The organism is Streptomyces sp. NPDC007856 (genome assembly GCF_042868225.1).
GTDB lineage: Bacteria > Actinomycetota > Actinomycetes > Streptomycetales > Streptomycetaceae > Streptomyces.
In genome coordinates, this window is sequence record NZ_JBIAEC010000024.1 from 26,897 (window position 1) to 53,669 (window position 26,773).

Annotated in this window: 15 protein-coding genes and 1 pseudogene; 5 read left to right on the top strand and 11 right to left on the bottom strand. The window is 70.3% G+C overall.

Annotated features, from left to right (window positions below):
* Both ACFYOH_RS38335 and ACFYOH_RS38340 read right to left on the bottom strand, forming a co-directional pair.
* Positions 1-4,287: beta-ketoacyl synthase N-terminal-like domain-containing protein (locus ACFYOH_RS38335; RefSeq protein ID WP_388635532.1), on the bottom strand; the 4,287-nt coding region annotated here is incomplete at its 3' end.
* A gap of 167 nt (positions 4,288-4,454) precedes the next feature.
* Complete coding sequence (locus tag ACFYOH_RS38340; RefSeq protein WP_388635534.1) at positions 4,455-6,182, bottom strand: fatty acyl-AMP ligase; 1,728 nt, start codon at positions 6,180-6,182, stop codon at positions 4,455-4,457.
* 451 nt (positions 6,183-6,633) lie between these two features.
* On the opposite strand from ACFYOH_RS38340, the gene ACFYOH_RS38345 reads away from it, so the two are divergent.
* A complete protein-coding gene (locus tag ACFYOH_RS38345) occupies positions 6,634-7,083 on the top strand; it encodes a hypothetical protein (protein WP_388635536.1) in 450 nt (149 codons plus the stop codon).
* A gap of 430 nt (positions 7,084-7,513) precedes the next feature.
* On the opposite strand, the gene ACFYOH_RS38350 is transcribed toward ACFYOH_RS38345, so the two are convergent.
* The 7 genes from ACFYOH_RS38350 to ACFYOH_RS38380 all read right to left on the bottom strand — a co-directional run bounded on the left by ACFYOH_RS38350 (position 7,514) and on the right by ACFYOH_RS38380 (position 17,251).
* Positions 7,514-8,593, bottom strand: a complete 1,080-nt coding sequence (locus ACFYOH_RS38350) for a S1 family peptidase (protein ID WP_388635538.1) — start codon at positions 8,591-8,593, stop codon at positions 7,514-7,516.
* Positions 8,594-9,413: 820 nt separating this feature from the next.
* The gene (locus tag ACFYOH_RS38355; protein ID WP_388635540.1) at positions 9,414-10,103 is read right to left on the bottom strand and encodes a DUF4232 domain-containing protein; all 690 of its coding nucleotides are present in this window, start codon (positions 10,101-10,103) and stop codon (positions 9,414-9,416) included.
* A gap of 437 nt (positions 10,104-10,540) precedes the next feature.
* The gene (locus ACFYOH_RS38360) at positions 10,541-11,047 is read right to left on the bottom strand and encodes a hypothetical protein (protein ID WP_388635542.1); all 507 of its coding nucleotides are present in this window, start codon (positions 11,045-11,047) and stop codon (positions 10,541-10,543) included.
* The gene (locus ACFYOH_RS38365; protein ID WP_388635618.1) at positions 11,044-13,932 is read right to left on the bottom strand and encodes a CHAT domain-containing protein; all 2,889 of its coding nucleotides are present in this window, start codon (positions 13,930-13,932) and stop codon (positions 11,044-11,046) included. Before ACFYOH_RS38365 ends, ACFYOH_RS38360 begins: the two co-directional genes overlap by 4 nt.
* Positions 13,853-15,019 carry a hypothetical protein gene (locus tag ACFYOH_RS38370; RefSeq protein ID WP_388635544.1) on the bottom strand — a complete coding sequence of 389 codons (1,167 nt, stop codon included), beginning with the start codon at positions 15,017-15,019 and terminating at the stop codon, positions 13,853-13,855. The genes ACFYOH_RS38365 and ACFYOH_RS38370 overlap by 80 nt, the downstream gene beginning before the upstream one ends.
* A gap of 556 nt (positions 15,020-15,575) precedes the next feature.
* The gene (locus ACFYOH_RS38375) at positions 15,576-16,877 is read right to left on the bottom strand and encodes a cation:proton antiporter (RefSeq protein ID WP_388635546.1); all 1,302 of its coding nucleotides are present in this window, start codon (positions 16,875-16,877) and stop codon (positions 15,576-15,578) included.
* A complete protein-coding gene (locus ACFYOH_RS38380) occupies positions 16,874-17,251 on the bottom strand; it encodes a DUF6191 domain-containing protein (RefSeq protein ID WP_388635548.1) in 378 nt (125 codons plus the stop codon). The genes ACFYOH_RS38375 and ACFYOH_RS38380 overlap by 4 nt, the downstream gene beginning before the upstream one ends.
* Positions 17,252-17,416: 165 nt before the next feature.
* Between ACFYOH_RS38380 and ACFYOH_RS38385 the strand changes: the two genes are divergently transcribed.
* Positions 17,417-17,554: a condensation domain-containing protein gene (locus ACFYOH_RS38385; RefSeq protein WP_388635550.1), complete on the top strand. Its 138-nt coding sequence runs from the start codon at positions 17,417-17,419 to the stop codon at positions 17,552-17,554.
* A gap of 16 nt (positions 17,555-17,570) precedes the next feature.
* On the opposite strand, the pseudogene ACFYOH_RS38390 reads toward ACFYOH_RS38385, so the two are convergent.
* Together ACFYOH_RS38390 and ACFYOH_RS38395 are read right to left on the bottom strand one after the other, a co-directional pair.
* Positions 17,571-18,923: pseudogene (locus ACFYOH_RS38390) on the bottom strand (IS3 family transposase).
* Positions 18,924-19,639: 716 nt separating this feature from the next.
* A complete protein-coding gene (locus tag ACFYOH_RS38395) occupies positions 19,640-20,209 on the bottom strand; it encodes a TetR/AcrR family transcriptional regulator (RefSeq protein ID WP_388635551.1) in 570 nt (189 codons plus the stop codon).
* Between the two features lie 293 nt (positions 20,210-20,502).
* On the opposite strand from ACFYOH_RS38395, the gene ACFYOH_RS38400 reads away from it, so the two are divergent.
* From ACFYOH_RS38400 to ACFYOH_RS38410, 3 genes are all read left to right on the top strand, one after another.
* Positions 20,503-21,876, top strand: a complete 1,374-nt coding sequence (locus ACFYOH_RS38400; protein ID WP_388635553.1) for a carboxypeptidase regulatory-like domain-containing protein — start codon at positions 20,503-20,505, stop codon at positions 21,874-21,876.
* Positions 21,877-22,946: 1,070 nt separating this feature from the next.
* Positions 22,947-23,330: a DUF4232 domain-containing protein gene (locus tag ACFYOH_RS38405; RefSeq protein ID WP_388635620.1), complete on the top strand. Its 384-nt coding sequence runs from the start codon at positions 22,947-22,949 to the stop codon at positions 23,328-23,330.
* A gap of 544 nt (positions 23,331-23,874) precedes the next feature.
* Positions 23,875-26,773, top strand: a 2,899-nt coding sequence (locus tag ACFYOH_RS38410) for a choice-of-anchor D domain-containing protein (RefSeq protein WP_388635555.1), incomplete at its 3' end; no start/stop codon positions are given.

Genomic DNA, 26,773 nt, shown 5'->3' on the forward strand with positions numbered 1-26,773 from the left:
ACGTCGGTCACGTGACGCCGACTCCCGGGCGCCAGCGCCAGGTTCGGCATCGGACACCGGCCGGGGCCAGGACCGTACAGGCACCTCGCCACCCGTGTCGTGCGCCTCGGCCCCCGCCGCTTCGAAGCGGCGCGAGGCCGCAACGACGTCCGGGGCGGACGCGTCATCCACGACACGTCGGTCACGTGACGCCGACTCCCGGGCGCCAGCGCCAGGTTCGGCATCGGACACCGGCCGGGGCCAGGACCGTACAGGCACCTCGCCACCCGTGTCGCGGCACCGGATCCCCGCGGCTTCGAGGCCGCGCAGGGCCGCGTCGACGTCGGGGTCGGACGGGTCGCCGACGACGGTCCAGGCACCGGCCGGGGCCTGGACGCTCGGTTCGGGCGCGGCCGTCCAGGCCACCTCGTACAGGTGCCGCCCGTTGCCGGAACCGCCGACGAGATCCGCCGGGCTCGCGGCCCGCAACCGTACCTGCTCCAGCCGACCCGCGGGGAAGCCGTCTGCGTCCCACAGCGTCACGTCCAGCGTGAGATCCGTGCCGGCCGCACCAGTGCGCCGCACGGACACGGTGAGGTCGTCGGCGCCGCCGTGCGACAGCGCGGCGCGGCCCACGGAGACCGGAAGGAGCACCCGGCCGTCGGAGGCGGCGCCCTCTTCGAGGGCCGCTGCCACGTGCAGCGCGGCGTCCAGCAGCGCCGGGTGGACCGGGTAGGGGTCGGCCAGGTCGTGGGCCACGGACGGCAGCGACAGCCGGGCCAGCAGCTCGCCGGCGCCGGTCACCACCGCCTCCCGTACGCCCTGGAAGGCCGGACCGTAGCCGAGGCCGAGCCCGGTCAGCCGCTCGTAGGTGTCCGGGCTCCAGGCGGCCTCCGCCGCCTGAGGCCACACCGGCGGCCGCCCCGCCACCGGAGTCGCCCCGGCCGCCGAGGCGGTGGCGTGCAGGGTCCAGGTGGCCTCCTGACCGCGCGGGCGGCTGTGCACGGTGATCTCCGGTGCCGGGCCGACGGTGACCACCTCGACGGACACCTCCACCATGCCGGAGGTCGGCAGCACGAGGGGTGCGAGCAGCAGCAGGTCGGTCACGTCGGCCGGGTCGTCCGGGCGGGCCACGGCGAGGGCGGCCCGGCACAGCTCCAGCAGGGTCGTGCCGGACACCACGGTCCGGCCGAACACGGTGTGGTCGGACAGCCAGTCGGCGGTGGCCGGGGACCACTCGTTGCGGAAGGTCCAGCGGGTCTCGTCGGCCGACTGCAACTGGACGCCGAGCAACGGGTGCGCGGCACGGTCGAACAGGCCGAGGCCGCCCGAGGCGGATTCGGGTTCGATCCAGTGACGCCGGGTGTCCCAGGCGTAGGTCGGCAGGTCCGTCCGGACGGTGTCGGCGACCAGGCGCCGCCAGTCCAAGCGCCGTCCGTGGACGTGCAGTTCGGCGGCGGCGCGGTCCAGACAGGCGGGTCCGTCCTCGTCGCGGCGCAGGGAGCCGACGGCGACCAGTTCGTGGCCGAATTCCTCGCCGATCGTGTGCAGGGCTGTCAGCAGGGACGGATGCGGGCCGAGTTCGACGAAGTGGCGGTAACCGTCTGCCGCCATGCGCTCCACCGCGGGCGCGAAGCGGACGGGTTCGCGCAGATTGCTGTACCAGTAGTCGGCCTCCAGCTCCTCGGTGACCGGTGCACCGGTGACGGTGGAGTACCAGGCGACCGACGTGGGGTACGTGGTCACGCCGTCGAGCTCGTCGAGGATCGTCGCGCGCACCTGCTCGACCCGGGCGCTGTGGGAGGCGTAGTCGACGTCGAGGCGGCGGACGAAGACCTGTTCCCGGTCGAGGTCGGCGAGCAGGCCCTCCAGCGGCTCCACGTCACCGGCGATCACCGTCGCCCGGCCGCTGTTCACGGCGGCGACCGAGACCCGGCCGCCGAGACCGTCGAGGCGGGTGACGACCTCGGTGTGCGGCAGGGCGACGACGGCCATGGCGCCGGTGCCGGACAGCTCGGTCAGGGCGCGGCTGCGCAGGGCGACCACCGCAGCCGCGTCGTTGAGGCTGAGCGCGCCGGCGACGCAGGCCGCGGCCACTTCGCCCTGGCTGTGCCCGATCACGGCGTCCGGCCGGACGCCACGGGCCCGCCACACCGCGGCCAGGGACACCATCACCGCGAAGAGCACCGGCTGGACGACATCCACACGGTCCAGGGACGGGGCTCCCGCCTCGCCGCGCAGAACCGCCGCCGCGGACCAGACGGTGAACGGTCGCAGGGCGGCATCGCAGCGGTCGAGCTCGTCGGCGAACACGGGCTCGCGTTCGAGCAGGTCACGTGCCATGCCGGCCCACTGGGCGCCCTGGCCGGGGAAGACGAAGGCCACCTTGCCCGCGGGCAGCGTCCGCCGAGGGCCGGCGGTCAGGCCGGGGTCGGGCCGGCCCTCCGCGAGGGCCCGCAGCGCGGTCAGCAGTTCGTCCCGGTCGGCCGCCTGGACGACGGCACGGTACTCGAACTGGGTGCGGTGGTGGGCCAGCGTCGCGGCCACGGCGGGCAGCGGCGACTCGGGCCGGGCAACGAGACGTGCGTGCAGTCGGTCGGCTTGTCCCTGGAGCGCGGGGAGCGTGCGGGCGGAGAGCGGGAAGAGCGTCGGGCCGGGCAGCTCCGCCCCCGCCCCGGCCGGTGCGACGGCGTCCTGCGGTGCCTCCTCCAGCACGACGTGCGCGTTGGTGCCGCTGATGCCGAACGCGCTCACCCCGGCCCGCCGCACGCGGTCGCCGTCACGCGGCCACGGCCGGGCGCTGCCGTGCACGGTCAGGCCGCTGCCCGCCCAGTCGACGTGCTCCGTGAGGGTCTCGGCATGCAGGGACGGCGGTATGAGCTCGTGTCCGAGGGCGAGCACCGTCTTGATCACGCCGCCGATGCCCGCGGCGGCCTGGGTGTGACCGATGTTGGACTTCAGCGAGCCGAGGCCGAGGGGCCGGTCGGCGGGGCGGCCCGGTCCGAAGACGGCGGCCAGTGCGCGACCCTCGATGGGGTCGCCGAGCGGGGTGCCGGTGCCGTGCGCCTCGACGTGGTCCACGTCGCCCGGTGCGAGTCCGGCGGCGTCGAGGGCCGCGCGCAGCACCCGTTCCTGCGCCGGGCCGTTGGGGGCGCTCAGCCCCTGGCTGCGGCCGTCCTGGTTGACGGCCGAGCCCTTGACCACGGCGAGCACCCGGTCGCCGTCGCGGCGGGCGTCGGCGAGCCGCTTGAGCAGCAGCACACCGCAGCCCTCGGCCCACACCACGCCGTCCGCGTCGGCCGAGAAGGGGCTGCACCGCCCGGACGGCGACAGCCCGCGCAGCCTGCTGAACTCCACGTGTCCCCGCGGGGTCACCAGCAGGCTCGCGCCGCCCGCCAGGGCGAGGTCGCACTCACCTGCCGCCAGCGCGCGGGCCGCCAGGTGCAGGGCGACGAGGGAGGAGGAGCAGGCGGTGTCGACGGTGACCGCCGGGCCCTGCAGACCGAGGGTGTAGGCGATGCGCCCGGAGGCCACGCTGGGTGCCGAGCCCGTGCCGACGTGCCCGTCGAGCTGGGCCAGCGAGGCGGAGGCGAGGTATCCGCTGTCGTACAGGCCGATGTAGACGCCCGTGAGGCTGCCGTGCAGCGTCTCGGGGACGATCCCGGCCCGCTCGATCGCCTCCCAGCTGGTCTGCAGCAGCAGCCGCTGCTGCGGGTCCATGGCGTCGGCCTCCCGGGGCGAGATCCCGAAGAAGGCGGCGTCGAAGCGGTCGATGCCGTCGAGGAAACCGCCACGCAGCGTGTACGCCTTGCCGGTGGCCTCGGGGTCGGGGTCGTAGAGGCTCCGGGTGTCCCAACGGCCCGCCGGTACCTCGGAGATGGCGTCCTCACCGGCGGCCAGCAGCCGCCACAGCCCTTCGGGGTCGTCGGCGCCGCCGGGGAAGCGGCAGGCCATGGAGACGATGGCGATGTCGTCGCCCGCCGCCCGCGGCGGAGCCTCGGCACAGGCCGGGCCGGCCGCCGGGGCGGGCGGCTCGCCGAGGACCGCGTCGGCCAGCGCGGCGATCGTGGGGTGGTCGAAGACGAGCGATGGCTCGAGTGGTCGGCCGATCCGTGCGGACAGTTCCGCGGCCAGCGTCACCAACCGGCGTGACCCCAGCCCGAATTCCGCGATCGGCCGGTCCGGGTCGACGGCCAGCGGGTCGAGCCCGGCGGCCTCGGCGACGGCCGACCCCAGCCAGGCCCGTACGTCCTCGGCGGTGGTGAGGGGCGGGATGGTGGACTGCTTCCGGGGCTCGTTCGCAGGCATCTGGGCAGGTGTCCTCAAGCAACGGTGACGCGGGCGGATTCCGCACGACCGCATGCGGCAGCGGCGTACGACTGACATCGGGTGACGTACGGCCGAAGTCGACGGACCTGCGGCCGCGGAGGGCGGACGTGCGGCCGGCGCGGGCGGGCGCGCCGACGGCGGTGGGGTCATCCCGTGACGGGCACGTCCACCAAGGCGAGGGTGCCGTCGAGGTAGGCCGCCCGGGAGGCGCGACGCTGGATCTTCCCGCTCGACGTCTTCGGGATGGTGCCGGGGCGGACCAGCACCACGTCCCGCACCGACAAACCATGGGCCTCGCCGATCGCGCTGCGCACCAGGTCGGTGATCTTCTCGGCCTCGCCGGCCGCCTCCGGCGCCATCTCGGCCACCACGACGACCTGTTCGCCCTCCGCACCGCCGGCGTCCACGGAGAACGCCGCGGTGCAGCCGGGCCGCAATGCCGGGTGGGACAACTCCGCGGACAGCTCCAGGTCCTGCGGGTAGTGGTTGCGCCCGTCGATGACGACGAGGTCCTTCAGGCGGCCGGTGACGAACAGTTCGCCGTCCCGCACGAAGCCGAGGTCGCCCGTGCGCAGGAAGCGGCCCTCGCCGCCGGTCAGGGTGGCGCGGAAGGTCTCGCGGGTGGCCAGGGCGTTGCGCCAGTAGCCCTTGGCCACGCTCGCGCCGGCGACCCAGATCTCGCCGACCTCGCCCTCGGGCAGTTCCTCCTGCCGTTCGGGGTCGGCGATCACCACGGTGATCCCGGTCCCGGGCCGGCCGCAGCCCACGGCGGCCGCGTCCGCCTCGCCGGCGTGCGGGCCGGTCTCGGCGGCCTCCAGCAGGGTGGGCGGGGCGTCCACCGCACCGCCGGTGACCATCAAGGTGGCTTCGGCCAGGCCGTAGCAGGGGTAGAACGCCTCATGGCGGAAGCCGGCCGCGCGGAAGGTCTCGGTGAACCGTCGCAGCGTGGCCGCGCGCACCGGTTCGGCGCCGTTGAAGGCGACCTTCCACGCGCTCAGGTCGAGGCTGTCGACCAGGTCGGCGGTGGCGTGCTTCAGACACAGCTCGTAGGCGAAGTTGGGGCCGCCGCTGGTGTGCGGCCGGTAACGGCTGATCGCGGTCAGCCAGCGCTCGGGGCTCTGCAGGAAGTGCAGCGGCGAGAAGAGCGTGGCCGTGGCGCCCAGGTACAGCGTGTTCAGCACCGGGCCCATGAGGCCCATGTCGTGGTAGACGGGGAGCCAGCTGAGGATCAGTTCCCGGCCGTGCTCCGCGAGGGCATCCGGGGTGTGCCCCATCCGCTCGGTGATGATCCGCTCGTTGTCCAGCAGGTTGCCGTGGGTGACCGCCACACCGCGCGGGGCGGAGGTGGAGCCGGAGGTGTACTGGAGGAAGGCCACCGAGTCGGCGGTGAGGTCGGGGGCGTGCCAGGAGCCGGCCGCGTCGTCGGGAATGTCCTCGGTGGCGATGCGGGGGACGGTGTCCGGTTCGGGCAGCTGCTCGGTCCATGTGCGCAAGGCGCGGATGACTTCGCGGCCGCCGAGGATCACCTTGGCGTCGGAGTCGGCCATCAGACGCTTCATCCGGACGAGAGCGCGGTGGTTCTGCGACCGTCCCTGCGGGGGCACGCCCGGCACGGCGACCACGCCGGCGGCGAGGCAACCCAGAAAGGCGGAGACGAACTCCAGGCCGGGTGGATGGAGCAGCAGGGCGCGCGAGCCGGCCAGGCCTCGGTCCTGGAGCCAGGCGGCCACGGCCCGGGAGCGGTGGGCCAGTTGTCCGTAGGAGATGTCCTGGACGTCCCCGTCGCAGTCGCCGGTGAGGAGGTACCGGTAGGCGGTACGGTCGGGCTGTTGCTGGGCGTGTGCGGTCAGTAATTCGACCAGGGAACGAGCCATGTGACGAGTCCCACCTGTCCGGGTCAGCGGGTGAGGGAACTGGAGTTCGACGGCCGCGTGATGCGCACGCGCAGAAGCCGTTGACCGGGCCCCCTTGCCAGGTCATCCGTCTCGCCACTCGCCTGGCGGCGAAATGGCCGCAGGTCTCCCCGCGTCCCCCCACTCAACTTGCTACCAATGAGTAACACCATAACAAGTCCCGCCGGTCGACGGGTCGAACGCATGTAAACGCTGCGTGTCCAAAAGGAGTTGGCTGCCCGCCCGCTCCGCTGGGCCGGCTCGCCCGTCCACGCACCCGGCGCCGCCCGACAGCCGGAGCCGCCCGAGCATTCTGCCTTTCCAGTGCCACGACTGCCCCTGCCCGCCGGCGCCGTATGCCCCTGCTGCGTGCAGGGGCACGCCACGGCAACAACACACCGCGGGCAGACCACTGCCGATCCATCGAGCTTTCATGCCGGAACTCATGACCAGCCTCCCGAGACCGCTGCCGGCCGCCTGCGCACGCCAAGGGATCAAAAGAGCAGAGTCCGATGCGGACGTGGCCGATGCCTTTGTCCAGCAGCTACGGGTGGAACGGCTGACCGAACTCCTGGCCGTTGTCGGTCCGAACCTGTTCGACCGCGAAGGCGTACGGCTGCTGGTCGAAGAGCTATCGCATCAGCCGGCCATCTTCAGGCTCTTCCGGGTCAGCCTGGCCGGAGTCGAGGATCACCGGGAATCCGGCCTGTCCCTCTTCCTCCCCAACGGGGTAGAGCCGAACAGGCCCTTCAACCGCCGGCCGCTGCCGTGTCGCGGACTTCCATCGGTAGCGAGCAGACCCTCTCGGGACCTGAGTCCGGATTCGTCGTTGGTCTTGTGCGAGTCGTCCTGGGCCGAAGATCCCGCCGGTGGTGCCGAGTGAGGCCGAGCGGGAGATGTTGCTGTCGTAGGTGCGTCACCCTTCGTCCGCTCAAGCGTTGGCGTTGCGATCGCGGATCGCGCTGGAGCGACAGTCGCCCTCCATGAAATCTCCACATGAACCCGACAGACCCCCCACGGCCCCTCGCGCTGAACACGCAGGTCCAGCGCGTTGCCTGCATCGAGGTCGCCGTCACCGTTGGGATCCCACTAGGCGATCCCAAGAAGAAAGCCTGGTCGGCGCACCGACCAGGCATTTCAGAGTGTGTGTCCGAGGGGCGAGTTGACCGCTGACGACACGGTCGTGGTTGCGCAAGAGGAGCTCTTCCTCTGAGACACCTGTAGGCGTAGCCGCCGCTGCTGCCGCTACCACTACTCGTCGATGCAGTGGGTGGTGCGGGGCCGGCGTGACCTCATCAGCTACGAGCGGCGCGTCAGGGGATGGTGGCTCCCTCTGCGCTGAGAGCCGCCGTCACGGGCTGGAAGAAGGTCTCGCCGCCCGAGGTGCAGTCACCGCTCCCGCCGGAGGTCAGGCCGATTGCCGCGTCGCCGTCGAAGAGGGCGCCGCCGCTGTCGCCGGGTTCGGCGCACACGGTGGTGTCGATCAGTCCGAAGACGGAGCCCTCCTGGTAGTTGACGGTGGCGTCCAGTGCGGTGACTTGTCCGCCGTAGACGCCGGTGGTGCTGCCGCTGCGCTGCACCTGCTCGCCGACGTAGGCGTCGGCGGCACGGGTGATCTGCTGGATGCTGCCGTCGTACAGGTCGACGGTGCTGGGGTGGTCGGTGCCGGGGTCGTCGTACTGCACGAGGGCGTAGTCGGTGCCGGGGAAGTGCGAGTCGACCGTCTGCCCGATCTCGCCGCCACCTTGCGAGTCGGACCAGCTGGCGGAGGCGTTGCCGCAGTGGCCGGCGGTCAGGAAGTAGGGGGCTCCGCCCACGGACACATTGAACCCCAGGGAGCAGCGAACTCCGCTGCCCCAGATGGCGTCACCACCGGCGATCAGGGGTTTGAAGGGTGAGGTTCTGTGCCGAAGCACAGCCTTGTTCCCCAACGCGTGGACCGCGGCGTCCAGGCGGATGAGCTTGGCTCCGGTGACGGTGGGGTCGGCAGTGACGACCACTTGGTCCTTCCGGGGGTCGACACCCCAGGCGGTACCGGGGATTCGGGCCTGTCTCGCCAGGAGGCCTGCTGCGGCGTGGAGTTGAGCTGTGGAGTAACGCACCACCCTGGCGACCGCACCGGTAGCGCGGACCTGGTCGGCGACCGAGGGGTCGGTGATGTTGACGACGAGGCGCCGGGACGATGTGTCGAAGTAGGAGCCGGCAGCACGGTCACTCAGCTGAGAGGTGAGAGCCACGACGGCTTTGGTCTCGGCCGCGGTGGGCTTGGCGTGCGCGACCGAGGCGGGCGCAGCGGTGGCCGCGCCGGCACCGGGCAGCAGGACGGCGGCGGCGAGAGCGGCTGCTCCTGCGCCCGCGGAAAGGGAGCGAGAAGTGAAGATGCGAGGAAGCATCAGGGATGACCTCCGGTGGGGGCCCGCGTCGGCTGGGGAGGCCGGGCGGGGCGGGAAGTGGCCTCGGAGCAACCCGCAATTGGGTCGTGTCCATGCCAAGCCCGAGTATCGCGACGCACGGTTCGCGCCCACAAGGCAACAATCAGGCCATGCGCCAGGATGCGAGAGCCGGCCGAAATACGGCGGCAGCTGGCCCGCTGCGGCCTCCGAAGCCCGGACCCTGACCGGGCCCTCGCTCGGCCGCAGTGCAACCTGCAGCGCTTGGGCATGGACCCTGAGTGCGGGCCGATCGCATCCCGGATCTTTGCCCACCGCCCGGCCGGGCGCGGCATCGTCCGCATGACCCCGAGTCTCCCAACCGGTTGTCAGCGCCATTTCCTTCCAGACGGCCGTTCTCGTCGATGGCGGATTCATGTCGGCCGGGCTTCTGCCCATGCCGGATGACCATGATGGTGGTGTTGTCGGCGGCCGGGGCCCCGGAAGGGGGCGCGCCGACGGGGTCGGATGCGGCTGTGCGCGCGTGCTTGCCGCCGCGGCCTGCAAGGACCGCGGACGCGGCCCTCGTGGCCAACGTCCGGCGCCGACTGACTGACGCGCGACCCACGCCGCTGCCGTGCGACGTCCGCGCAGACGCCCCACCCTGCCGACCCGAGTCGGTCCCAGCGCATTTGACATTCCGCCTCCCGAAGAGGGCGGGGCGAAAGGCGGTGCGCTCGTTGAGGTCTCAGGGTCCGAGCCTCGGTTCCGGGGCCGCACCGGTGTGGCGCGGCCGGGGGCAGCACCGGGGTGGCGCGGCCTGCCACAGTCCGCTGGCGGACGGTCAGGGCTGGTTGGGCAGAAAGGCCGTGGTGCGGACGATGTCGTCGCACTCCGCGAAGTTGCCGCCGCCGTCGCCCATCTCGACCTGGAAGCGGCCGCCGGCAGCCCCGACGACGAGGGAGGGCGGTGCTGCGGGCGTGGCCCCGGAGAGGCAGTATCCGTCGGCTTCGCCCATCACCTCGTGGAAGGTGAGCATCAGATAGGCCCGGCCGCCCGGCGCCAGGCGCACGGGGCGGGCGGTGCCCTCAGGGGTGACCTTCAGCGGTCGGCTGCGAGTGGGGTCGCCTTGTCCAGCGATCGCCACGGTGGGGAAGCCCTCGATCAGGCAGGTGCGGCTGCCACTGTTGGCAAGGTTGAGCAGGACGCCGTACGTGTGGTCCGGGTTCGGCTCGAGGCGGTGTGCCACGGACGGGGTCAGTGCCCCGGCGGCACAGGCGGGCGTGGCGGACGTGGTGCCGTGCGATGCGGGAAGCGGGGCAGGCGAGGCCGCCCGGGAGGCCGCACCGGCGGGAACGGCAGACGGGGAGGCGCCGCTGGGGGACGCCGCGGAAGAGGAACCGCCGTCGGCCGACGCGGAGGCGGGGGCCGCTCCCGTCGAGCCGCCGCCCGACTGGCATGCGGTGAGCAGCATGCAGGAGGCGAAAAGGGACGTCAGGGTCGCGGCGGTTCTTCGCGAGCGGACGATGGTCATGGGATCACTCCTGGTCAGCGGCATCCGTCGTGCCGGTGCTCATGAGGACGGCGTCCTGCACGGTGGGGTTGCGGCGATACGGCCCTGTGACACGGAGGTGACGTCAGGGAGACGGTTCCGCCCGGCGTCGGGGCGTGTACATCCGCCGTAGTCCGTCGGAGCCGAAGAGGAACCACCGACGGGCCTGCGCCGGGGTCCGATGTCGCGCCGGTGACCATGACGACCACCAGCAGCGGGTTCACCCTTGTCCCCGGCTACTCCATGCTCACCGGCAGCAGAACCAACTGGCCGGTGTACATCGGCCCAGGCGTCGCCCCGAGCGAGACGACCAACCACTGCTTCGAGGCCCAGCAGGGCTGCAACTCCTCATCGGCCGGCTCCCACGAGTACGACTACCCGCAGCACTTCGGCGAGGGCGTCGGCTACCAGCTGTCGGGTCATTGCCGTGGTGGTCCGCCGAGCCATCGTGTGACCGTGGACGCCAGCTCCTTGAGTGTCGATGCCGAGGCGGCCTCCTTCGCCACGCGGAACTCGAACTCGGTCTTGCCGTTGCGTCGTTTGATGTGAACCGACACTTGTGTCTGCAGCCAGGTGACGACCGCGGCCATCACGACGAGGCCGGGGACGGCGATCTCGCCGCTGAGCCGCGAGTCGGTGGGCGGCTCAGCCAGCACAGCAGCGGCGACGGCAGCAGTTGCGGGCTCTGCGGCGAATGCCGCGAGCAGCCGACGCGCGGCATCGTACGCCGCGGGGCTGTCGGGTATGACCACCGCGCTACCGTCCTGACCAGCTGCGCGCAGCAGGGTGGAGAGCAGGAGAGCGGCCTCGTCCTGGTCCAGCGGCATGGTGTCCGGCGTGGCGTCAGCAGTGAACTCCTCGGTCAGCTCCTGCAGCGCGAGGAGGACCGAGCGGTCGCTGAGCTCGGATAGGTCGGTTGTCCTCATCGGCGTCTCCAGTCTCCGATCAGAGCCAGTGCGGCCCAATGGTAGGGGTGGCATTCCCAAGGGACGGTGGGATGTTCCAGCATGGTGCGCTGGGCCTGCCACAGCGCCCACCAGAGGGGCTCGGCGGGGTTCTCCGCCAGCCGTCGGTAGAACTCTTCGAAGAGCCTGCGCGAGCTGGCATCGTCCACATCCCAGAGTGTGGCTACGACCGTCCTGGCGCCGGAGTGTTGCAGGAGCTGGGCGAGGCCCCGGATATCGCCCGTACTGTGGAGGTCCCCGCGGGCGGTGGAACACGCCCGCAGCGTGAGCAGATCGAGCCGCAGCTCCGCCCTGGCCAGGCGCCGGGCGGTGAGCAGGTGCTCCAGCCGCGTGCCCACCTCCACCGTGAGTGGGTACTTGGTGGGGCGCTGCCCGTCGTGTGCGAGGAACAGGCCGGAGTCCAGTGGTTCGACACGGTCATACCAGCCATGCCCCGACAGGTGGGCGATACGGGCGGCGCCGAGGCCCGCCAGAACGGAATCGGGCGTCGCCCTCAGGCCGGTGACTTCGCTGCGACAGCAGCCTGGGGCGACGAACTCCGCGTCGTTTTCGAGACGTTCGGCGTCCGGATCCTCGCGGGCGGCCGTACCTGCGACGAATACATCGGTGTTCCCCGTTGCCGGGGGGCGCTCAGAGGTGCGGAGCAGAGCGGTGGCACTGGTCACCTGCACCACGGCGTGCCGGCTTGCGAGCACATGCTCGTCTCCCTGCCCGTCCTCGTTCCGGGTGGCGAGCGGGAGTGCACCGAGCGGAAGGGCACGCACCGCTCCGTCCGCTGCGACGCACAGCAACTCGCGCCCCGCCACCTCGGGGAGGAACGCCAGCAGCCCAGGTGCCAGTTGCGCGAAGAAGTCCAACCCACGTCGCCACGGCCGCCGAGCCGGCAGCGGTGGGAGCGGCGGGAACGCGTCGGCATCGCCGTCGAACGTACGCCGCAGTCGCTGTGCCGCCCGCTGGAGCGTCGCGGACGTCAACTCCGTGCGCACGGCACACAGCCGGCCGCTGTCGGCGTGGACGACAAAGATGGTGGAGGCGTCAGTACCGCAGAAATACGACACGAAGGCGCAGCGTGAAGCATCAGCGTCGGTCCGGAGGTGCGCCCGCAGAGCACGAAGGGTGGCCGGTGTGTCCGGATTTCTCAGGATGCTCCCCATGCCGTCGGCCCACGTCTTGTACTCCTCGTGCAGGTCGAAGGCGAGCTCCAGGGGCTGGGCGCTGCGTTGGTTCGTACCGGGCAGGGCGTCTACCGGGAGCGTGATCTCGTCTCCGCACTCCACCAGCAGCCGGATAAGCAGCTCGTAGACCGCCCGGTACTGGTGCATGAGCGCGGGAATGTCCCCGACCGACCGGTGCGGGTGCCGGGCCATGGTGTCCAGCAACGCCGAGCGCGCCTGCCAGGCGGTGTCGAACGCCTCCTGCTTGTCCTCCGCCGCACCACGGACCAGCAGCGCCTTGGCCAGACGGTCGGTGACCTGCAGGCGGGTGGCGGCATCGGGTGCGTGCCGCAGAGACTCCGCGCGCAGCACCCGCAGCGCGGACACCGCCTCGGTGACCTGTCCGCGGCCTAGTCGCTGCGCCGCTTCCGCAAGCCGGAACGGCAGGTGAAAGGTCCATCCACGTCCCGGATCGGAACCGACGACGTCGCGGAAGACCTGCGCGGTGCGGAGCAGGACGGATGCGTGGTCGGCATCGATGCGGTCCAGGCGCGAGGCCACCAGGGCCATGCCGTGGGCGATGATGTCCTTGCTGAGATGCATGGCCTTCGTCAGCGCCTCGAAGTACGCCCCGACCGCGTCGTCCATGCGTCCCTCGTCGGCGGCGAGGTCACCGAGGCCGACCCAGGCTTCGGCCTCGAAGCGCGCGCCCCCCTCGTTGACGGAGGAACCACCGACCAGCTCCAGCGCGCGGCGGAGGCTCGAGCGGGCTGCGGCGTGGTCGCCGGCTTTCTGGTATGCAGCTCCCAGGCGGTTGAGCGCACAGGCCCGCATCTCCGTACCGAACCGGGACTCCGCGAGGCCGAGTGCCCTGCGGTATTCGCGTACCGCCTCCCTCCCCCGGCCCGCCTCGAAGTACGCACCGGCCAGCAGCATGCGTAGCGCGAACTGAGCTTGGTGGTCGTGAAGTCCCTCGGCTTCCTCAAGTGCCGTCCGGTAGCAGGAACGCGCCTGCTCGTAGTCCGCCTCGTCCTGGCAGAGGATGCCGCGCAGCCGGTGAAAGCGGATGCGCAGCATCGATTCAGAACCCATCTCGGCGCCGTGCGGCCCGAGTTGTACGGAGTCGAGGATGCCGAGCGCCTCCCGGCGGCGACCTTTCGCACCCAGCGCCTCCGCGAGCCGCATCCGAAGGCCGGCGGCGCGGCCCCATTCGTCCGGATGGGGCAGTGGCAACTCGTCCGCCTGACGGAAGGCGTCACGCGCGGCGTCGAACTCGCCGCGCCCCAGCAACTGGGAGGCTTGCCGCTCCAAAAGGAGCCGCGGATGACCGAGATCCTCCTGCGGGTCGGGGAAGCCCACCGGGGCGCTCCCGGAACGGGCAACGGAGCCGATCCGCTGCAACACGCCGCTCAGCTCCCGAGCCAACGACACGTAGAAACCGACGAGCGCGGCGGCCTTGGTCTTGCCGTCCGCCTCGAAGCGGCGCTGTCCGTCCTCCAGCTCGCTCACCAGCTCGTACGGGTCGAACCGGCCAGCGTGGGTCAACAGCAGAGTCTCCGCGTGCCGCGCGCTGCCCGCATTCATCAGGAGCGCGGCGACACGCCGCTCCTGCTCACCCATGGCGGCCATCTTCAGGGCCGTCGGCGCCGACGGTCCGCATGGCCAGGCGTACGGTCTCCCGATCCTCCTCATCCTGTGCCGTTTCGAAGGCGCGGGCGAACTGGTGCCGCGCGAGCTCGTGGTCGCCCAACATCCACAGGAACTGGGCCACATGGAAGTGGGTGTGGTGGCCCGCCGAGGGCCTCGCGGCCAGCTCGTGCGCGATCCGCCGCGCCTCCTCGTAGTCGCCCGTCCCGCTGGCCGCCCGGCCGTACACGGCGGACAGCAGACCGACGCCATACGTCTCGTTGGCTGGGAACCTCTGGCTCTCCCGGCGCAGTTCCCGCAGGGCATCCTCATCGCCCTCGCCGGCGCGGCGGATGGTCTCATCCATGTGGCGTTTGCGCTGGTCCGCCATCTGCTGGAACTCGGGGTCCGTGTGCGAGGACCGGAACTCACCCAGCAGGTGGGAGTGCGGAGCGACCTGCTCCAGCAATCGCAGCATCTCTGACAGCCCGTTCATGTCGCCCGTCAAGATGCGGCCATATGCGACGAGTTCCAGGACCTCGGCGTCCTGTGGCATCCCTTCCCGTGCTTGTTCGGCCAGGGCGAGGACATCGTCCGCAGTGACGCCGCTGCCCGGTCTCTGCTGGAGTGCGGCCAGCACCTTGCACAGTTCTTTGAGATCTGCGGGGCTGGCCTCGCCGCGCTCGGCCAGCTCCCGGTACGCGTCTGCTTTCAACTCCAGCAGCCGGAACTCCCGCTCGTCATGGTCACGGATCGTGGCCAGTTCCTCAAGGCGCTGCTGGACCATGGGGCGCAGTGGGTCGTCATCGGGGCACCGCCGGGCGCACTCGTCCAGTTCGCGGGCGCATTCGTCCATCCGCTGCGCGCTGAGCAGGCAGGCTGCCAGGTTCAGACGCAGGCGGACCGCGTTTGGGCGGTGTTTGAGCAGCAGACGCCAGAGCTGGAGCGAATCACCAAAGCGTTTGGCGACCGAGAGCCCGATCGCGTATCGCTCGACGCTGTCGGCATCGCCGGTGGCGGCCTGATTGGCCAGGCCCTTGAGTAATCGATCCCGGTCCTGCACCGATGTGCCCTCCGCCAGCGCCCGGACCAGATCGCCGGGCGGCTCCGAACCGTCCAGTACCCACGGCCACGACAGCCGGAACTGAGTCATGCCACCACCTGCATCCCGATGCGCACCTTGCCATTCGGAAGAACGACAGCAGCGAGATGTTCGGTTCCCGGGCAGTCTTCCACCTCGGCCGGGACGGGCCTGCCGACCTGGCACACGCCCGCACCCTCTACCGCTCGTAGCCGACGTGGCACCGGCGGCTGGACGAGGAAGGCCCCAGACCCTCAAGGGGGACGCGGCAGCGGCCGAGGATCCGGTGATCGGGGGATGACGGTGCTGAAGTGGCGGCAGGGTGCGGAACCCCTGGTGCTGCTACAGGTTGTGCCAAGGCATCGTCGCGTCCTGAACACCTACACCGACCACTGCAACCGGCACCGCCCCCACCAGTCCCTCCACCAACGATCTCCCCAAGCCTCGGAGACCGGCCAGACGGCACCTGTCATCCCCTTCGGAGGCCGCGTCCGCCGCACTCAACCAATCGGCGGCCTCATCAACGAGTACCAGCAAGCAGCCTGACGCCAGGCAGACAAACGGCTTGATCAGCAGCCCGGACCAGGGTTTTCCGCAGTTGATCAACATGACGTACTGCTGCGACAGCTCACCGGGACTCTTCCCGGGCCGCTCCCCCAGGAGCCACCGGAGCGCATTGCACTACCGTCGTCCCACTCTTCCCGGCGGTCGGCAGCATTCGGTTCAGCAGTGGGCCGACGAGCGCCGTCGTCGTCACGGCCATCACCACCATCAGCGAGTACAGCGTCCCGTCCAGTAGGCCCAGTTCCAGCCCCACGCCAAGGACGACCAGTTCGGTGACGCCGCGCGTGTTCAGCAGGACGCCGAGCGCGTACGCAGGCCGACTGCCGTAGCCCCCGAGACGCGCCCCGAGGTACGCGCCAAGGACCTTACCGGCCACGGCCACCACGAGGATGGCGGCCAGGGTGCCGATGTCTGCGGCGTCCAGCCGGGAGAGATCGACCTTGAGGCCTGCCAGCACGAAATACGCGGGCAGCAGGAGCAGCCCGCACAGCGGCTCAATCCGCTGCAGCGCAATGTCGCGCAGGCCTCCGTCGCCGCCCCTCGGCATGATGGCGCCGAACAGGAATGCTCCGAAGATGTAGTGCAGTCCCAGCCACTCGGTGCAGGCTGCCGAGAGCAGGAGCCCGACCAGCACCAGAGCCAGGAAGTTCCTGCTCTCGCCGGAGCCTCCGGATTCCGTGCCCTGCGCCTTCTCGCGCCGGCTCGCCTCGCTCGCCCGGCGGAGCAGGGGGCGGCCCACCGCGATCATCAGGGCGACATACGGCACCAGCAGCGCGAGACGCCAGTCGAGGTGCTGCCCCGTGGCCACGGCCACGGCCACCGCAAGCAGGATCCAGGCCAGCAGATCGGTGATCGCCGCACACGTCAGGGCGGTCGCGCCGAGTTGGGACCGGGTCAGCCCTCGGTCGGCGATGATCCTGGCGAGTACGGGGAACGCCGTCACGGCCATCGCCACCGCGAAGAACAGAACGAGTCCCGCGCGTGGGCTCTGGTGGTGCGCGCCCGCCAGCACGCACGCGAGCGCGGCCCCCAGGGCGAGCGGCAACAGTGTCGAGAACGTGGTTGCCCACAGGGTGACCCTGCTCCCTCCGCGCAGGATGCCGAGATCGATCTCCGTCCCGACAGCGAACATGAACAGCGCGAGGCCCACGCCGGCGAGCGCGCTCAGCAGGGGGCGAACCTCGGCAGGGAAGAGGGTGCCCGCGAACCGCGCGCCGAGCAGGGTGGGGCCCAGCAGAATGCCGGCGAGTATCTCGCCGACCACCGCCGGCTGACCCAACGCCCGCGCACCCAGTCCCAGGACGCGCGCAAGGCCGAGGATCAGAGCCAGGTCCAGGAGGAGAAACGGGGCCTGTGACGACGTCACCGGGAGGGATCTTCCTCGCCGGCCGACGGGCGGTCGGCGGCCGGACGGGGACCGGGGGTCGCGTTCTCGCTGGGCAGGACGACGTGCGCGGTGCCGTTGGTCAGATCGATGCGCGTCCGCGGCGGGGCGCCGTCACCCACCTCGTCACGCTGAAGTTCCTGCCGCTGCTGCTGCTTGATCTCGACCAGCTTGTTGGCGTTGAAGATCAGGTTGAACTCGTCGAACGCGGAACCGGTCAGAGGGCGCCGTGAGGTGCCGCGCCGGAAGAGGATGCTGCGCTTGAAGAAGCGCCGCAGGACCAACTCCGTTCCGCAGCAGACGAAGAGCACCAACGCCAGCCCGGGGATCACAGCCTGGCTCAACATACCTGTCATCGGATAAGCCTCCTGCCTGAAGGTTCGAGGCTATCCGCCGACCGAGGCCCGTCCTGCGGGATTCGCTGTCCCGTTTCGTCCGGTGCCGTCTCGAGCCTTGCACGGCAAGTCGACACAGCGGAGTCTCCAGGGGAGATCAGCGCCTGGGCAGCCCGAGGAGATTCGATGATCCCGCTTTCGCACGCACAGCAGCGACTGTGGTTCCTCAACCGGTTGGAAGGGCCGAACGCCACCTACAACATGCCGGCCGTGCTCCGGTTGACGGGTGAGCTCGACCGGACTGAGCTGCCCCGAGTTTCGTAGAGTCCGTGATCTTGTTTCAGGCGGACTGCGGGGTGGCTTCCTGTTGTCGCCACCACTCGCGTTCGTACTCGGCGGGCGGTACGTAGTCGAGGGTGGAGTGGAGCCGTTCCTCGTTGTACCAGGTGACCCACTGGAAGATCGCCCGCTCGACCTGGTCGACGTCGCGCCACGGTCCTTGCATCTCGATCAGCTCTGCCTTGAAGGTGCCGTTCAGCGCCTCGGCCATCGCGTTGTCATACGAGTCCGCGACCGAGCCGACGGACGCGGCGACCCCGACCTCGGCGAGCCGGTCGGTGTAGCGAATCGACACATAGTGGGCGAGTTCAACCAGTCGTTGCAACACCGGGCTGTTGCAGCGAGCGTAGCTGTTCTTCGAAGACCTCGGCCGGCGTCCGCCAGCCCAGGACTTTGCGGGGCCGGTTGTTGATCGCCATGGCGACGGCTTCGAGGTCCGTGAACGACCAGGGACCTGCGGGAATGCCAGCCCGGTCGCGGCGCCACAGGGCCATGTCCAGGGCGTCGAGGACGAGCTTGGCCCGCTTGTTGGTGGCGGCCGACCAGCCGACGATCGCCCGGGAGAACACGTCCACGACGAAGGCGACGTAGACGATGCCGGACCAGGTGGCGACATAGGTGAAGTCGGCGACCCACCGCTCGTTCGGACGGGATGCGGTGAAGTCGCGTCTGAGCAGGTCAGAGGCCCGCTCATGGCCATCGTCGCGGATGGTGGTGCGGATCTTCCTCCCGCGTCGGGCACCCTCAAGACCAAGGTCACGCATCAGCCGGGCGACCGTGCAGCGGGCCACGGGTATGCCCTCGCGGTGCAGCTGCCGCCAGACCTTCCGCACTCCGTAGACACCGAAGTTGTCGGCGTGGACGCGGCTGATCTGCGTCTTCAGCTCTGCGTCGCGGACCGACCGCGGGCTGGGGGTGCGGTTCTTGGCGGCGTAGTAGGTGCTCGTCGCGATCTTCAGTCCGTGGCTGGTCAGGACTTTGCAGATCGGCTCGACTCCGAACACTTGCCGGTGGGCGTCGATGAACGCTACGAGCGCTTCGACGGCCGGTCGAGCTCGGCCGCGAAGAAAGCGGAGGCCGCCTTGAGGATCTCGTTCGCCCGGCGTAGTTCGGCGTTCTCGGCCTTCAGCCGTTTGATCTCAGCGGCCTCCTCTGAGGTCACCCCGGGACGCTGGCCGGTGTCGACCTCAGCCTTGCGGACCCAGGTCCGTACCGTCTCGGCGGAACCGATGCCCAGCTTGACAGCGACGGCCTTCATCGCGGCCCACTCAGTTGGGTAGTTGGGGCGGATCTGCGCGACCATGCGCACCGCACGCTCACGAAGCTCGGCAGGGTAAGGGGACGGACGGGCCATGACTCGATCCTCTCAGGGAATCGAGCCTCCACCGATCCCGGAGCGCTTCAGTACCGTGAATCCGCGGATCAGCGGCGGGAACGCGGGATCGCTTCCGCAGGGTGTTACCTGCCGCGGCGCGCAAGGCTGTTGAGCATGTGCTGTTTCCCGGGATCGATGTGCGGGTGGAAGGGGTGAGCGACTCCCGCGACGTCTGAGTGGTGGAGGCGGCGTCGATGGCTCGGTCCAGGCCGGTGCCCGAACTGCCGTAAGCAGGCCAGGCGAGGTCTTCGTTCGACTGCGGGTGCGCCAACACTTCTGCGACCGCAGGAGCTGTTCCCGCACGACGTTCGTCGAGCAGGTGCCGGGTCTGTCCGAGCGGCCACCGCCGTTCCAGTACCGGCCTGACGGGCCGGCCGCAGTCGATCGCCAACGAGCGCGGCGACTGACGGCGAGTCGGACTCGTCTGCTCAGGCCGCTGACGGCGCCAGCCGCGTCGGGCCGGGCCCCACGGTACGTGGAGTAGACGAGTTCGCCGTCCGCAAGGGATGCACCTACGGAACCGTGCTGCTCGATGTCGAGGCCGACCGGTTCGTGGAGGTGCTGCCCGACCGCACCTCGAACCCCCGTGTTCACTGCTGCTTGCCTGCGTGGACGAAACCGCGGGACCGAACTACCAGCCTGCCTCGCGACTGCAGGAGCGATACCGGGACCCCGTGGAGGGCGGGGTCACAAGTTCAGTCGGCCGCCGTGACGGCGTCCCTGATGAGCTGGCGGGCGGCCGCGTCGGTACGGGCGGCGTCATGGGTCACCAAGCGGTCCTGGCACAGACCACGCAGGCCGGAGACGAGGACCGTGGCCGCTGTCCGCGCCTGCTGTGGCGGGTGACCCAGCCGGACGTAGGCCGCTGAGATGGGGCCGATCATCACCTCGACGGTCTCGGCCGCGATGTCGCCGTACTGCTCGGGATCGGTGGCGGCCAGGCTGAGCAGCTGCAGCAGCATGCGGACCGGCCCGGACTGCTCCCCGACGGTCATCGCCTCCCACAGGGCATGGGCCGCCTCGCGCAGTCCCGCGCTGTCGCGGACGCCGTCGAACATCGCGTGCGCGTCGGGACGGCAAGCGGCCAGTGCCTGGGCCAGCAGGTTCTCGCGGCTGCCGAAGTAGTACAGAAGCATGCGCTTGGTGGTGCCGATCGACTCGGCGAGCGGACTCAGCGACATCTGGGCGACGCCGTGGTGCTGGAGGTGGTTCACCACCTGCTTCAGCAGCTCGGCGCGCTTCTCGGCGTTGACGGGGCGAGGCACCCTTTGACTGTACCGACCGGTACGCGTAAGGTCCAGCAGGCGTAGATGTGCCGATCGGTACATTAATCGAGTGGCGCCATGGCGATGGTCAGGCGCGGGGCAGCCGAGAGGGGCGCCGTGAAACTGTTTGGACCGCGAGTAGTGAGGGACCACCGGTACCGGAGAGGCGGCCCGGGGGTTGCCGGGCATCCGGTCGGCCGTGTGCCCCGCGGACTGTGCGGCATGGCTCGCCGCGGCGGCCGAGGGGTGGTGGTCCTGTGAAACACCGGATCGAGCAGCCCCGGGGCGTATCCGTGGCCAGAGTCCTCGTCGAGACCCTCACGATCCCGGCAGTGCTCTTCCTCGGCCTGCTCTTCTGCTTCCCCATGGCCTTTCATCAGCCTCAGCCCCACCACGCCAAGCTCGTGATCGCCGATCCCGCGGTGGAATACAGGGTCGAGACCGCTCTGCAGCGGCAGCATCCCGGCGGGTTCGACGTCACCGCCGTGGCAGACGCCCGAGAAGCCCGACGGGCGGTGCTGGACCGGGACGCCGTGGCAGGTTTCACCGCCACGAGCAGACATGCCGTGCTCTACGTGGCCAAGGCCAACGGCGCGTCCCTCGAGCAGGCGCTGACCAAGGGCTTCGCCCAGCTTGCGGCGCACAACCACCAGAAGCTCACCGTCACGGACGTGGCCCCCACGGTCAGCAAGGACGGATCCGGCGCGACTCTGGTCTACTTCGGGATCGCCTGGAACGTCCCCGGCTACATACTCGCCACGACCCTGCTGCGGGCGGTGACCTTCGACCGGCGCAGGAAACTTTTGACGATCGCGGGCGTCGCCGGCCTCTTCAGCGCCGTGGGTTTCCTCGTCGGCGTGGGACTGGGCTTCTTCCCCAACGACCCCGCGGCCCTGGCGATCGCCTTCCTGCTCACCACGGCCGTGGCCACGTTCTCCCTCGGCATGGCGCCCTTCGTCAAGCACTTCTTCCCCCTGGCGGGTCTGGGCCTGTACGTCGTGCTGAGCGTTCCCTCCAGCGGTCTGGTCCCCGTCCAGTTGCTGCCGGGGTTCTTCCAGGGCCTGCACGCCGTCATGCCGCTGGGCAACGCGGTCGACGCCCTGAGGGGAGTCCTGTACTTCAACGATGCGGGAGTGCTGAAGCCGGTCCTCGTGCTGTGCGGGTGGATCATCGCGGGCATGGCGCTGCTGGGCCTCGACGCGTGGCGGCACCACCGCATGGCCGTACGGCGGGGAGTGGAGGACGAGCAGGAGGACATTCCGGAACCGCCGATGGAGGACCCCTCCATGGAAGCGCCCGCGCCTACTGCGCTTCCGGTCCACCCGCATCACTTCGGCGAGCCGTTGCCGATGCTGGAGGGCGCGGTCCGTGACGGCGAACAGCAGCCCCTCCGTCATGCCGCGGTGACCGTCATGGACACCGGCGGCCGGCAGTTGGTGCGGACCACGACCAACGCGCGGGGCGAGTACGCCGTGACCGGACTGCCCGAGGGATACATCAGCGTGGTCGTCTCGCACCCCGGCCGAGACCCCCTGGTCCACCAGAAGCTGCTGCAGTCCGGTGTGGCCGTCCGCGCCGACTTCACCCTGCACGACCGGCGCAACGGGACGTCAACTCGCGCGGCCGCTCGACGCCTCGATCTCGGACACGCAACTCACGGCTCTTGAGACCACCCAGGTGACGATGGCCGGCGCCGACGAGATTGATGCGCCCTGCTCGACGCACACCTCGACAATCTCGGTTTCCCGGAAGTCCGCCGCGCCTGCATGGCGGTGGACCACGACGCCATCGCACAGCCGGAGGGCCCGGCCGAAGCCATCGCCCAATTCGCCGAGCCCAAGCGGAACAGGAATGCCGTGATCGGCAGCGGTCCCAGATAGAGACACACACACTCCTTGTCGGACGCAGCCCCTAGTGCATGCCCGAACTGCAGGTGCCGAGCGACGTGGTCCGGCCGCCTACGCCGGCGTGTTCGGCTTCGCACCGTCCTGAGGGCGCTTCGCCGTCGAACCCAATGCCAGTAAGTTGTCATGAACAGTTTCACAACGTCTTGCGGGCTCACGCCGCTCCCCTCCCCTGCGGCACCCTTGTCCGCCGGTCGCAGGTGCCGACTATTACGTCTTCGCTGATCAGGTGGCATGTACGTACGCATGGAGGATACCGGCGAGATCGGCACTGCGAGGTAGGGCAGTCGCAACAGCACGATCGATCAGCCTGACACGCCCCTGCAGAACGGTGTCTGCCCGAGTCCACGAAGGTCGGTGGAGCCGTCCGGGACGGTCCACCTCACCGCCTGACACGCATGGGGGGGAGCACCCCACCGCACACATCGCACTCGCCCGAACTTTTCCCGGCTGACGCGCATCGGACAAGGACAACGGGCACACGGCACCGTTCACACACGCCCATGTCGGGCACCAATTTTGAAGGAGTAAGCAGAATACGGCGACCTTCCGGCGCGGCACGGCGAGCCCGGACACCGACAGCAAGGCAACCTTCCTGATGGCACGACGCGTGGTGTCCGCACTGGGGGGTGGTAGCCGCCCTGAGCCTGCTCACAGCCTGCAACGACGGCCAAGGCATCGCCAGTGCCCCGCCGACGGCGGACGGGCAGGCCCGGCCGGCGTCCGGTGACGACTCAGGCGCCGCCGGCACCAAGACGAGCACGGGCGGCACCTCCGCCAACACCAGTTCGCGCAAGGGTTCAGGCGGCACTTCGGCCACCGGAAGCGGCGCCGTGAGCACTCGCTGTCACACGTCCGACCTGAAGGCTCATGTCGGCGCCAATAACCCTGGCGCCGGGCAGGAGAACTTCCCCCTCGTCGTGACCAACTTCTCGGGACGTACCTGCACCATCGACGGGTATCCGGGCGCCGCTTTTGCGGATGCATCTGGCAAGCAGCTGGGTCCGGACCCCAGGCGCGGTACCGGAAGCCCCACCAAGATCACGCTGGCGCCGGGCAACAGCGCCTGGGCAGGCCTGTCCTTCGCCAACCCCGAGGTCAGTGGGGCCAAGAAGGCCACGCCCCTGGCTGTCCTGATACCCCGCCGGACGAGAAGGATTCCCTGCACGCGGACTGGGAAGCCGGTGCCGTGCCCGTCTCCTCCGCCGCGACTGTGACGACCTTCCAGCCGGGCACCGGCGCCTGACCGGCACTCACCGCACAGCCGCTGCCGCAGAGTGACCACCGTGCGCTCTGCGGCAGCGGGATTCGCCGATAATGCTTCACACCGGCCGTCAGCGAACCGACCACGACCTCGTCGACCCCGCGAACACCACCCTCGGCCACCACGACGTCATGCGCTGGAACGCGCCCGCAGCTCAACCGGGCCGCGGGCCGCAACCGCTACGTACAGCTGCGCAGCGACGACTGGACAGGACCTGAAACCCCTTATGCAACAACCGCGTTGCCCCGGTGACCGTCCGATGCCGCGTCAGGCGGTGACACGTCGACCGTGCGGAGTATGCGACGGGACCGCATCCATCAAATATTCACAACCGTAGGCACGGACGCCGGTCTGTGATTGGATGCGCGGGTTGTGGCCCGTGTGCCGCAGGCTCCCGCGATCGTGGAGGCCGCCGTGGCGCGCGGGGAGGGCGTGAGGGCCTTCGGGGATGGGGACTCAGGGGGGTTTCCTTGGCGATGTCACAAGGCGATGCGGTGGTGGGTGCCACCAGACATGCACACGGACGCAGACACACCCGGTGGCGCGGCCTGGTGCTCGCCCTGGCCGGCGCGGTGACCGCAGGCCTGGTCGGGCTGGGCGTCTCTCAGGCGCAGGCGAGTGAGACGACCGGCTCGGTGGACACCCTCCGGACCGGCTGGGACAGGAGTGAACCGGATCTCGGCCCGTCCGACGTGCGCTCCTCTTCCTTCGGGCAACTCTGGAAGGCTCCCGCGCAGCTCGACGGGCAGATATACGCTCAGCCGATCGTCGTCGGCGGCACCGTGGTGGCGGTCACCGAGAACAACGAAGCCTACGGCCTCGACCGCGCCACGGGAGCCGCGCTGTGGCGGCGCAGCTTCGGGCCCGCATGGCCCGCGTCCACCCTCAACTGCGGCGATCTGGTGCCGACCATCGGCAGCACCGCCACCCCGGTATACGACCCCGCCAGCGGCGCGGTCTATCTGACCACCAAGGTCGACGACGGTCCCACCCACCTGAGCCCGCACTGGTACATGCACGCGCTCGACCCGGTCACGGGGGCGGAGAAATCCGGCTTCCCCGTGACGATCCAGGGCACCCCGTCCAACGACCCCACCCAGTCCTTCCTGCCCGCGTACCAGATGCAGCGTCCGGGCCTGCTGCTGCTCGACGGGGTGGTGTACGCGGCGTTCGGCGGACACTGCGATGCCAAGCCCTATCGCGGCTATGTGGTCGGTGTCAGCACCACCAATCCCTCTGTGACCTCGATGTGGGCGACGGAGACCGGCGCCAGCAACAGCGGGGCCGGCATCTGGCAGTCCGGCGGGGGACTCGTCTCGGACGGTCCCGGCAGGATCTTCCTCGCCACCGGCAACGGCGTCAGCCCGGCGCCCGGCCCTGGCAGCGCCCCGCCTGGCACTCTCGCGGAGTCCGTGGTCCGGCTGCAGGTGCAGGCCGACCGGAGCCTGAAGGCCGCCGACTTCTTCAGCCCGTCCAACGCGCCGACCCTGGACCAACAGGACAAGGACCTGGCCTCCGGCGGGCCGGTCGGCCTGCCGGACAGCTTCGGCACCGCCTCCCACCCGCATCTGCTGGTGCAGCAGGGCAAGGACGGCCGAGTCTTCCTGTTGGACCGCGACGACCTCGGCGGGAGTTCGCAGGGCACCGGCGGGACCGACGACGTGGTGGGGATCACCGGGCCGCTCAAGGGCCAGTGGGGCCACCCCGGGGTCTGGGGCGGTGACGGTGGTTATGTCTACGTCGTCGGCAACGGTGGCTCACTGGTGGCGTTGCACCGCGGCGTGACGGGCTCGGGCGACCCCGCGCTGACCGTCGCCGGGTCCAGCCAGGACTCCTTCCCCTACACCAGCGGATCGCCCGTGGTGACCTCCGACGGAACGCGCTCGGGCAGCGCCCTGGTGTGGGTGGTCTGGTCGGGCGGGTCCAGCGGCGCCAACGCCCAGCTGCGCGCGTACGACCCGGTTCCCGACGCGAACGGTGTCCTGCCGCTGGTCTGGTCCGCGCCGATCGGTACCGCACCGAAGTTCGCCACCCCGGCCACCGACGGCGGGCAGGTCTTCGTCGGCACCCGGGACGGCAAGGTCTACGCCTTCGGCAACCCGGTGGGTAGCCCGCTCAAGGGCGGACCGGTCGACTTCGGGCTCGTGTCGGTGGGCGGCTCCGCGAGCACCGACGTCGTCCTGACGGAGAACCAGAGTCCGTCCCAGTCCCTCGGTATCAGGGGCGTCACCGTCGACGGTCCGTTCACCGCGGACACCTCGTCGCTGCCGCCGACGATCCCGGCGGGCGGGCAGCTGTCGATACCCGTCTCCTTCACACCCACCGCGGTCCTGGGCGCGAGCGGAACGCTCACCGTGTCCACCGACGCCGGCAGTTTCGCACTGAGCCTGCACGGCGTCGGTACCAAGCCCGGTCTGGCGGCGTTCCCGGGCAGGGTGTCCTTCGACAACCAGCCCACGGGGACCACGGCCACCGCGAACGTCCAGCTGACGAACACGGGCACCGACCCCGAGACCATCACCTCCGTCACCCCGCCCGACGGACCGTTCACGGCCGCCGACCTGCCGAGCGCGGACCCGGCGAACCCGACGGTGATCCCGGCACAGAGCTCGATCGTCCTGCAGGTGGGGTACGAGCCCACGGCCACCGGCCAGAACTCCTCGTCGATCACGCTGAGCAGCACCAGCGGTGCGCTCACCATCCCGGTGGAGGGCGACGCGATCAGCGGCCAGGGTCACCTGGTGTTCAATCCGACGACTCTCTCGTTCGGGGCGGTTGTCCGCGGCACGTCGAGCACACGGACCTTCACGATCACGAACACGGGGAACATCCCGGTCACCGTCACCAAGGCGAAGGCCCCGGCAGGTGCGTTCAGCAGCGCCGACCAGCTTGCCGAGGGCCTGGTCATCGGTCCCGAGCAGAGTGTCCGCCAGACGGTCACCTTCGCCCCGACGGTGAGCGGCAACCAGTCGGCCACGTACGAGGTCACCGGTGACGCCGGGCAGGGGGCACAACTGGAGCCGCTCACCGGCATCGGTGTGCCCCCGGCGTCGCATCTGGGCACCGTGCTCGCACGGGACAACTCCGGCACCCTGTGGCAGTACCGCGGCACCGGTGTGCCCTCCGGGGCACTGGCCGCTCGGGCCGCCATCGGAACCGGCTGGAACACCTACAACATCGTCACGAGTGTCAGCGGTGAGATGGCGGACGGCACTGGAACCGCCGTCGGCCGTGACAGCAAGGGCACGCTGTGGTTCTACCAGGGCACCGGCAACCCGAAGGCACCCTTCGCGCCCCGGAAGCAGGTCGGCCCCGGCTGGAACATCTACAACTCCATCGTGGGCGCCCGTGACGTGACCCGGGACGGCAAGGCGGACCTCGTCGCCCGCGACAGCA